Here is an 8,836-nt window from a genome sequence, read left to right as displayed (position 1 = left end):
TATATTAAATTTTTTTGGAATTTTTTTTGGATTTTTTCTATTCTTTTAACTATAAAGATAGGCACGTATTTATATTGAATTATTGGTGATTAGAAAAATGTCCGATTTCCTTAAAACGCTGACTCGTAAAAACTCCTTGCGCAAGCATTGCGCTGATCTGTCTGTTGCTGAAATTGAAAAAGTTCTGGCAGATCTGAAAGAGATTGCTGAGGACAAGCGCGCGGAAGAAGAAGCAGCTGTAGCAGCGAAGCAGGCGCGAGAAGAAAAAATTGATGTTATCCGTCAGACTATGAAAGATGCGGGTATCGATCTGGAAGACCTGTTGGGCTCTATTGATGTAGCGCCTAAGAAAAAAGTGCAGCCTAAATACCGAATTACGGATGAAGATGGTACCCATGAATGGTCTGGTCGCGGTCGTACGCCAATCGCTTTCCAGAAATTCTTCGATCAGGGCAACACAAAAGAAGACTGCCTGATCAAATAAATCGCTTCCGATTCTGATAGAATAGAAAAGCCTGCAAGGTTCCTTGCGGGCTTTTTTTATTTTTTTGGGGTCTGCATCCTGCGCAGATCCCGTGCTACTACCCATTTATGCTTGGAGCGTCGAACATGGCTGATGAAAAGCTACATAAAGTATTGGCGCGCTCTGGAATTGGCTCACGTCGTGAGATGGAGCGTTGGATACAAGATGGTCGTATTTTCGTGAACAACGAAAAAGCGACTTTAGGTGACCGTATTGGCCCACAGGATGTGGTAAAAGTTGATGGTCACGACACAAAACTGGTGTTTGGAAAAGACGCGACACGACGCGTACTTATTTATAACAAACCCGTCGGTGAGATCTGCACCCGGCATGACCCGGAAGGCAGGGCAACGGTGTTTCGTCACCTGCCGCCACTGAAAGAGGGGCGCTGGATCGCTATCGGACGTCTGGACATTAATACCTCCGGACTGTTGTTATTTACCACGGATGGTGAGCTGGCAAATGCACTGATGCACCCGTCAGCAAATATCGATCGTGAATATGCAGTACGTGTATTGGGGGATGTTTCAGAGGCAACGCTGAAAACATTAACCGAAGGCGTGTTGCTTGATGATGGTATGGCACGCTTTTCAGATGTGCAGTACTTCGATGGCGAGGGTGCCAATAAGTGGTACCACTGTGTTGTTATGGAAGGGCGTAACCGAGAGGTGCGTCGACTGTGGGAATCACAGGAGCTACAGGTCAGTCGTCTGAAGCGAGTGCGTTATGGACCGGTTTTCTTGCCGAGTGATGTGCGTGCGGGCACTTGGCGTGAAATGACGCCAAAAGAGGTCAAAGAGCTGAGTAAAATGATGGAGGTGACACCGAAAAAGTCACGTCCTATGTCGATCGCTGAAAAGGATCAGATGAAGCGGCGCTACAAGCGTCAGCGCACTCGTCGCTCTGAAGACCGTAAGCGTACCGAAGACTAATGCCTCATTAGTCATTCGAATAAAAAAGCAGCCATCAGGCTGCTTTTTTATTTGTGTCGATCAGGGCAATCGTTACTGAGCGTTAAGAGACTGTCCATTGATCTCTTTGCTGTCGGCACCCATCAGGTAAAGATATACCGGCATAATATCTGCTGGTGCTGGATTTGTCTGTGGCGGCTCGCCTGGGTAGGCCGTTACCCGCATCTGTGTACGAGTTGCACCAGGGTTGATGCAATTCACACGGATCGGGCTGGTATTTTCGAGCTCGTCTGCGAGTACTTCCATGAAGCCTTCTGTTGCAAACTTGGAAACAGCGTAAGCACCCCAGTAGGCACGCCCTTTACGACCAACACCGGATGAGGTGAAGACGATGGATGCGTCAGAAGACTCGTGCAGTAGTGGAAGCAGTGCCTGCGTCAGCATAAAAGAAGCATTCACGTTGACCTGCATAACCTGATTCCAGATTGACGGATCATAATTCTCGATAGCTGTCCGTACGCCGAGTGAGCTGGCATTGTTCAGTAAGCCGTCGAGGCGCCCGAACTCCTGCTCCAGCGTATTCGCCAGCTCCATATATTCATGTTCCGTCGCGCTTTCGAGATTGAGAGGAACAATGGCGGGTTGTGGATAACCCGCAGCTTCGATCTCATCGTAGAGGCTTTCCAGTTTATCCAGTGTGCGTCCAAGCAGGACAACAGTTGCACCATGGGCCGCATAGCTTTTTGCGGCTGCACGGCCAATGCCGTCGCCTGCGCCGGTCACCAGAATGATACGGCCTGCAAGCAGTTGTTCAGGGGCTTGATAATCAAACATGGGTTCCGTTCCTTATTGTAATGCGTATAGTGATTGTAGCAGTGGCTTTATCTCGGAGGCACAGTCAACATAATGGTCTGCTGCCCAGCTTCTGATATCGGTGTCAGCATCGATATAACCGTATCCTGCGGCAATTGTCTTCATGCCTGCGCGTCGTCCACTTTCGATATCCCGAATATGGTCGCCTACATACAGCGTATTTTCTGGCAGGCAGCCAATTTGTGTGCAAGCCAGAAAGAGAGGCTCAGGGTGTGGCTTGCGCTCAGTGACGTGATCCGGGCAGATAATGCTGCTAGCGCGGTGTTGTAAGTTCAGTCCTTCCATGACCGGGGTTGTGTATAACTCCGGTTTATTCGTCACGATTCCCCAGGGTACCTGGTGCTGCTCCAGCCAGTCGAGCAGATCGCTAATGCCTTGGAAAGGGATCGTATCAACATCCAGATGCTGCAGGTACAGAGATAGCATGCGTTGATGAAGGGTAGTAAAACGGCTGTCTGTAATATCGATTTCAAAGGCTGCGCAGACCATAGCGCGAGCGCCATTTGAGACGTGCTCGCGCAGAAATTCCAGTGATACCGGCTCAAGACCTTCTTCTGCAAGTAGCTGATTGACCACCCAGTGGAAATCCGGCGCGGTATCTAAAACCGTTCCGTCAAGGTCGAAGAGTACGGCCTCAAGTGGCTGACTCATAATGGCTTACTCTGCAGGTTTACGGGTTGCGATCATGTAATTGACGTCAACATCCTTCGGATTCAAGCGATACGCTTTGGTCAGTGGGTTGTAAACCAGCCCTGTCATCTCAAGGCTTTGCAGGCCGCTTTTGCGTATCCAGTTGCCGAGTTCTGATGGGCGGATGAATTTCTGGAAATCGTGTGTGCCTTTAGGAACCAGCTTCAGAATCTGTTCTGCACCCATGATAGCGAACAGATAAGCTTTTGGATTGCGGTTCAGCGTAGAGAAAAAGACATAGCCGCCAGGTTTAACCAGCTGGGCGCAGGCACGAACAATAGAGGACGGATCAGGCACGTGTTCCAGCATCTCCATGCAGGTCACCACATCAAACGATTCGGGCTGTTGTGTGGCCAGCTCTTCGACAGGAATCTGTTTGTAGTTCACCTGTACGCCGCTTTCCAGGCCATGGAGTTTAGCGACTTTAAGTGGCGCTTCACCCATATCGATACCCATAACGGTTGCACCGCGCTGAGCCATAGATTCAGACAAAATTCCGCCGCCACAACCTACATCGAGTACTTGCTTATCGACGAGGCGGGCAATCTGATCGATAAAGCCCACTCTGAGAGGGTTGATGTCATGCAGCGGTTTGAACTCGCTGTTGCGGTCCCACCATTTACTGGCCAGTTGTTCAAACTTGGCGATTTCATCGTGATCAACGTTGACGTGTTCGGCGTGGCTTTGAGTGCTCATGATTACAGCAAATCTCCATAGGTAAGCGGCTATTTTATCATTGGCGTCGTGACGCGCATAGCACGGAAAATGGAAGAGGATTAGATGTGATCTAGATTTGTTGAATGGCTCTGAGACGCTTTCTAAGCCCGTAGGAGCGTTTTTTGTCCGTTCAGGTATATCTACCTAATGTCTTCATTTTTCAGGATTTGTGATTCCTTTGTGGTATACTCGTCCGGTTATAGAGAGCCGGCGCATTCAGTCGCCGGACTAGCTGATCGAAGGATAGTGAATGGGTGATCTAGCCAAAGAGATTTTGCCAGTAAACATTGAGGATGAGCTCAAGCAGTCCTATCTGGATTACGCAATGAGTGTCATCGTGGGCCGTGCGCTCCCAGACGTTCGGGACGGCCTGAAACCAGTGCATCGTCGCGTACTTTTCGCGATGAGTGAGCTGAACAATGACTGGAACAAACCGTATAAGAAATCTGCACGTGTGGTTGGTGATGTAATCGGTAAATACCACCCCCATGGCGACAGTGCGGTATATGACACTATTGTTCGTATGGCCCAGAATTTTGCCATGCGTTACACCTTGGTTGATGGTCAGGGTAACTTCGGTTCGGTAGACGGTGACTCCGCTGCGGCGATGCGTTACACCGAGATCCGAATGGACAAGATCTCCCATGAGCTGTTGGCCGATTTAGAGAAAGAAACCGTCGATTTTGTTCCTAACTACGACGGCACCGAACAGATTCCGGATGTATTGCCTACCCGCGTACCTAACTTGCTGGTGAATGGCTCTGCGGGTATCGCCGTAGGTATGGCGACCAATATCCCGCCGCATAACCTGACCGAAGTGGTTAAAGGTTGTATCGCCTTGATCGAAAACGGTGATCTGACCGTTGATGAGTTGATGGAATACATCCCGGGACCGGATTTCCCAACCGGCGGCATTATCAATGGTCGTGCCGGTATTCTGATGGCGTACCGCACAGGGCGTGGTCGCATCTACGTACGTGCAAAACATCATGTGGAAGAAGATTCACGTGGTAAGCCGTCGATCATTGTTACCGAAATCCCTTATCAGCTGAATAAAGCACGCTTGATCGAAAAGATCGCGGAGCTGGTTAAAGAGAAGAAGCTGGAAGGTATTACCGAGCTGCGTGATGAGTCTGATAAAGACGGCATGCGTATCGTCATCGAACTCCGCCGTGGTGAAGTGCCTGAGGTTATTGTTAATAACCTGTTCACACAGACACAGATGGAGAGTGTGTTCGGTATCAACGTTGTAGCTCTGGTTGATGGTCAGCCGCGTACGCTGGATCTGAAGTCTCTGCTGGAGAACTTCATCCGTCACCGCCGTGAGGTTGTGACCCGTCGTACCGTATTCGAACTGCGTAAAGCGCGTGAGCGTGGTCACCTTCTCGAAGGTTTGGCCATCGCACTGGCGAACATTGATCCGATTATCGAACTGATTAAAACGTCGCCAACACCTGCAGAAGCGAAAGAACGCTTGATCGCAACCGCTTGGGAACCGGGTAATGTGGTTTCTATGTTGGAGCGTGCCGGTGAGGATGCTTGCCGTCCTGAAGAGCTGGAAGAACAGTTTGGCCTGCGCGATGGTCGTTACAATCTGTCCCCGGCACAAGCCCAGGCGATTCTGGACCTGCGTTTGCACCGCCTGACCGGCCTCGAGCACGAAAAACTGATAGCTGAGTATCAGGAACTGCTCGAAAAAATTGCAGAACTGCTGAAAATCCTGGGTTCTCACGAGCGCTTGATGGAAGTGATTCGCGAAGAGCTGGAAGCGATTCTGGAAGAGTACGGTGATGAGCGTCGTACTGAGATCATGGCATCCCGTCAGGATCTGACCGTAGCTGATCTGATCACCGAAGAAGATATGGTTGTGACCATCTCTCATGGTGGTTATGCGAAGACGCAGCCGATTGCGGACTACCAGGCTCAGCGCCGCGGTGGTAAAGGTAAATCGGCGACCTCGGTTAAAGATGAAGATTTCATCGAACACCTGTTGGTGGCGAATACCCACGACACGATTCTGTGTTTCACCAGCCGCGGTAAAGTGTACTGGTTGAAGGTATATGAGATCCCACAGGCGAGTCGTACTGCCCGCGGTCGTCCAATCGTCAACATTCTTCCTCTGGAAGAGGGCGAACGTATTACGACAATTCTGCCGGTTAACGAATACAGTGATGATCGCTTTGTCTTTATGGCGACTGAGCTGGGTACGGTTAAGAAAGTAACACTGAGTGCCTTCTCCCGTCAGCGTACATCCGGTTTGATTGCCCTGGATTTGAATGAAGGGGATCGTCTGGTCGGCGCAGCTATTACTAATGGTAGTGACGATGTGATGTTGATCAGCAGCGCTGGTAAAGCGATGCGTTTTGACGAGAACGATGTGCGTCCGATGGGTCGAACTGCTCGTGGTGTTCGCGGTATCCGTATGGCGGAAGAAAATCGTGTCATTGCGCTGATTATCCCGCAGGAGGGTGGTGTGATCCTGACCGCTTCCATGAATGGTTATGGCAAGAAGACCAACATTGATGACTTCCCGGTTAAAGGCCGTGGTGGTCAGGGTGTGATTGCTCAACAGTGGTCTGAGCGAAATGGTGATCTGGCTGGTGCAGTTCAGGTCTTTAGCGGTGATGATGTCATGTTGATCAGTGACCAAGGTACGTTAGTACGTACCCGCACTGAAGAGATCTCTGAATTGGGTCGTAATACGCAAGGGGTTACGCTGATTCGAGTTGCTGAAGATGAAAATCTCGTTGGGCTGGCGCGCATTGAAGAGCCAGATGAACCCGAAGACGAGGCAGAAGCTGCTGAGGATGGCAGTGCTGAACAGGCCGCTGTTGAGCCAGCAGAGACTGTTGAGACCCCGGACGCGTCTGACGACGCATAAAATAAAAGTGCGGCTATAGCCGCACTTTTTATCTGTACACTGATGGTTTAAGCAAAATTACTATGACTCGTAAGCATAATTTTAGCGCTGGCCCGGCAGCATTGCCGGAAGCTGTACTGGAAGTCGCTCAGAACGAACTGATGGATTGGCAGGGTAATGGTCTGTCCATCATGGAGATGAGCCACCGGAGCAAAGAATTTATCTCTGTGGCGGAAACGGCTGAGCAGGACCTGCGAGATCTGCTGTCGATTCCAGATAACTATAAAGTGATCTTTTTGCAGGGTGGTGCGACAGCACAATTTGGTCTGATCCCTCTCAACCTACTGGGTGGTAAGACAAAAGCGGATTACATCAATACGGGTGTTTGGTCTAAGAAAGCGATCAAAGAAGCCCAGAAGTTTTGTGATGTAAACGTTGTTGCCAGCTCTGAAGCAGACAACTTTACGACGATACCTGTGCAAGCGGATCTGAAGCTGGATCCTGACGCGGCGTATGTGCATTACACACCAAACGAAACGATTGGTGGTCTGGAGTTCGATTACATTCCTGAGACAGGTGATGTGCCACTGGTTGCAGACTTTTCTTCCAATATTTTGTCGCGCCCGCTGGATGTGAGTAAGTTTGGAATGATTTATGCCGGTGCGCAGAAAAATATTGGCCCTGCCGGTCTGGTTGTTGTGATTATCCGCGAAGATCTGTTGGGTCAATGTGCGGAAAGTGCGCCGACTATGTGCAACTACACCGTACATGCTGAAGCGGACTCCATGTTGAATACTCCGCCGACGTTTGGTTGGTATCTGGCTGGGTTGGTATTCAAGTGGCTGAAAGAGCAGGGTGGTCTGGATGCCATGTCTGCGTTGAATCAGCGTAAAGCGGCGAAACTGTACGATTACATTGATAACAGTGGTTTCTACAGCAATCCGGTTGCTAAAAATGGTCGCTCCTGGATGAATGTGCCGTTCACTCTGGCTGATGATAGTCTGGATAAAGCCTTCTTGGCAGGCGCTGAAGATACGGGCTTGCTGAATCTTAAGGGGCATCGTTCTGTTGGTGGCATGCGCGCCAGCATCTATAACGCTGTACCGGAAAGCTCAGTTGATGCTCTGATCGCATACATGAAGCGTTTTGCCGCTGAACATACCGCCTGAAAATAAGACAGAAGAGTTTGATATGAGTGATCAGGAAAAGGAACTTGGCGTTCTGCGTCAGCAGATCGACTCCATCGATAAACAGATCCATGAGCTGCTGAATCAACGGGCCTCCTGCGCACAACAGGTGGCAGAGGTGAAGCTGAAATATCAGGGTGCCTCTGATGTTGTGTTTTATCGTCCGGAGCGTGAGGCGCAAGTGCTGCGCCGCGTGATGGAGCGCAATGAGGGGCCGTTACCAGACAAAGATGTTGCTCGCTTGTTTCGTGAGGTGATGTCGGTTTGTCTGGCGTTGGAAAAACCGATGCGGGTGGCTTTTCTGGGGCCTGCCGGGACCTTCACTCAGCAGGCTGCGCTCAAACATTTTGGTCTCTCTGCTGAAAGCGTGCCGCTTAATTCTGTTAGCGATGTGTTTCGTGAAGTACAGTCTGGCAATGCTCATTACGGTGTTGTGCCGATCGAAAACTCTTCAGAAGGTATTGTTAATCACACCTTAGATCTCTTCAAGCGCTATGACGTGACGATCTGTGGTGAGGTCGAACTGCCTGTTCATCAGCACCTTCTGCTGAAGCAGGATGGTGATCGTAGCCAGGTCAAACGTGTTGTTGCGCATCATCAATCGTTAGCCCAGTGTCGAGCCTGGCTCGATACCCACTTGCCGGATGCGGAGCGAGTTGCAGTTAGCTCAAACGGTGAAGCTGCGCGTATGCTGGTCGGCAGCGATGGCACTATGGCCGCTATCGCGGGTGACATGGCGGCTGAGTTGTATGAGCTAGATATTGCAGAACGTAATATTGAAGACCAACCGGACAACCGCACACGTTTCCTGATCGTGGGTAATCAGGTGGTTGAGAGCAGCGGTGTAGATAAAACGTCTATTCTGGTTTCCAGTAAAAACAAGCCGGGTGCCCTGTATCAGTTGCTGGAGCCGTTTTACCGGAATCAGATTAGCCTGACTCGGGTTGAAACTCGTTCTATGAACAATGGCTGTATGTTCTATATCGATTTTGAAGGACATAGTTCGGACACGGACGTAGAGAAAGTGTTGAACGAACTGGCCATTGTCAGTGAAGAACTGAAACTGTTGGGTTCT

Annotated in this window: 8 protein-coding genes; 5 read left to right on the top strand and 3 right to left on the bottom strand. The window is 50.1% G+C overall.

Translation table 11 applies throughout. The features are described from left to right. Positions 1-97 precede the first annotated feature (97 nt). Positions 98-484, top strand: coding sequence for an H-NS family nucleoid-associated regulatory protein (locus ABYW01_RS07920; protein WP_193952060.1), 387 nt, complete (start codon positions 98-100; stop codon positions 482-484). 125 nt (positions 485-609) lie between these two features. Next, positions 610-1,455: a 23S rRNA pseudouridine(2605) synthase RluB gene (gene rluB, locus ABYW01_RS07915; protein ID WP_372831932.1), complete on the top strand. Its 846-nt coding sequence runs from the start codon at positions 610-612 to the stop codon at positions 1,453-1,455. A 72-nt stretch (positions 1,456-1,527) separates the two neighbouring features. Here rluB and ABYW01_RS07910 read toward each other — a convergent pair whose 3' ends face one another. The 3 genes from ABYW01_RS07910 to ubiG are packed head-to-tail and all read right to left on the bottom strand — an operon-like array spanning position 1,528 to position 3,693. After that, entirely contained in the window at positions 1,528-2,268 is a 741-nt protein-coding gene (locus ABYW01_RS07910) for a YciK family oxidoreductase (protein WP_193952062.1), read from the bottom strand. 12 nt (positions 2,269-2,280) lie between these two features. Beyond that, positions 2,281-2,958 (bottom strand): HAD-IA family hydrolase, encoded by a 678-nt coding sequence (locus ABYW01_RS07905; protein ID WP_193952063.1) that lies wholly within the window; start codon positions 2,956-2,958, stop codon positions 2,281-2,283. Positions 2,959-2,964: 6 nt separating this feature from the next. Continuing rightward, positions 2,965-3,693 (bottom strand): bifunctional 2-polyprenyl-6-hydroxyphenol methylase/3-demethylubiquinol 3-O-methyltransferase UbiG, encoded by a 729-nt coding sequence (ubiG, locus tag ABYW01_RS07900; protein ID WP_372831931.1) that lies wholly within the window; start codon positions 3,691-3,693, stop codon positions 2,965-2,967. Positions 3,694-3,964: 271 nt separating this feature from the next. Here ubiG and gyrA point away from each other — a divergent pair, with 271 nt between their 5' ends. The 3 genes from gyrA to pheA form a co-directional block, all read left to right on the top strand. Next, entirely contained in the window at positions 3,965-6,595 is a 2,631-nt protein-coding gene (gene gyrA / locus ABYW01_RS07895) for a DNA gyrase subunit A (RefSeq protein ID WP_372831930.1), read from the top strand. Between the two features lie 62 nt (positions 6,596-6,657). Next, positions 6,658-7,743, top strand: coding sequence for a 3-phosphoserine/phosphohydroxythreonine transaminase (serC, locus tag ABYW01_RS07890; protein ID WP_372831929.1), 1,086 nt, complete (start codon positions 6,658-6,660; stop codon positions 7,741-7,743). 22 nt (positions 7,744-7,765) lie between these two features. Then, positions 7,766-8,836: prephenate dehydratase (gene pheA, locus ABYW01_RS07885; protein ID WP_372831928.1), on the top strand; the 1,071-nt coding region annotated here is incomplete at its 3' end.

The organism is Pontibacterium sp., assembly GCF_041587635.1.
In the GTDB taxonomy this organism is placed as follows: Bacteria; Pseudomonadota; Gammaproteobacteria; order Pseudomonadales; family Balneatricaceae; genus Pontibacterium.
Note: the sequence above shows the minus strand (reverse complement) of the source record. Positions and strands in the feature narration are given on the sequence as shown.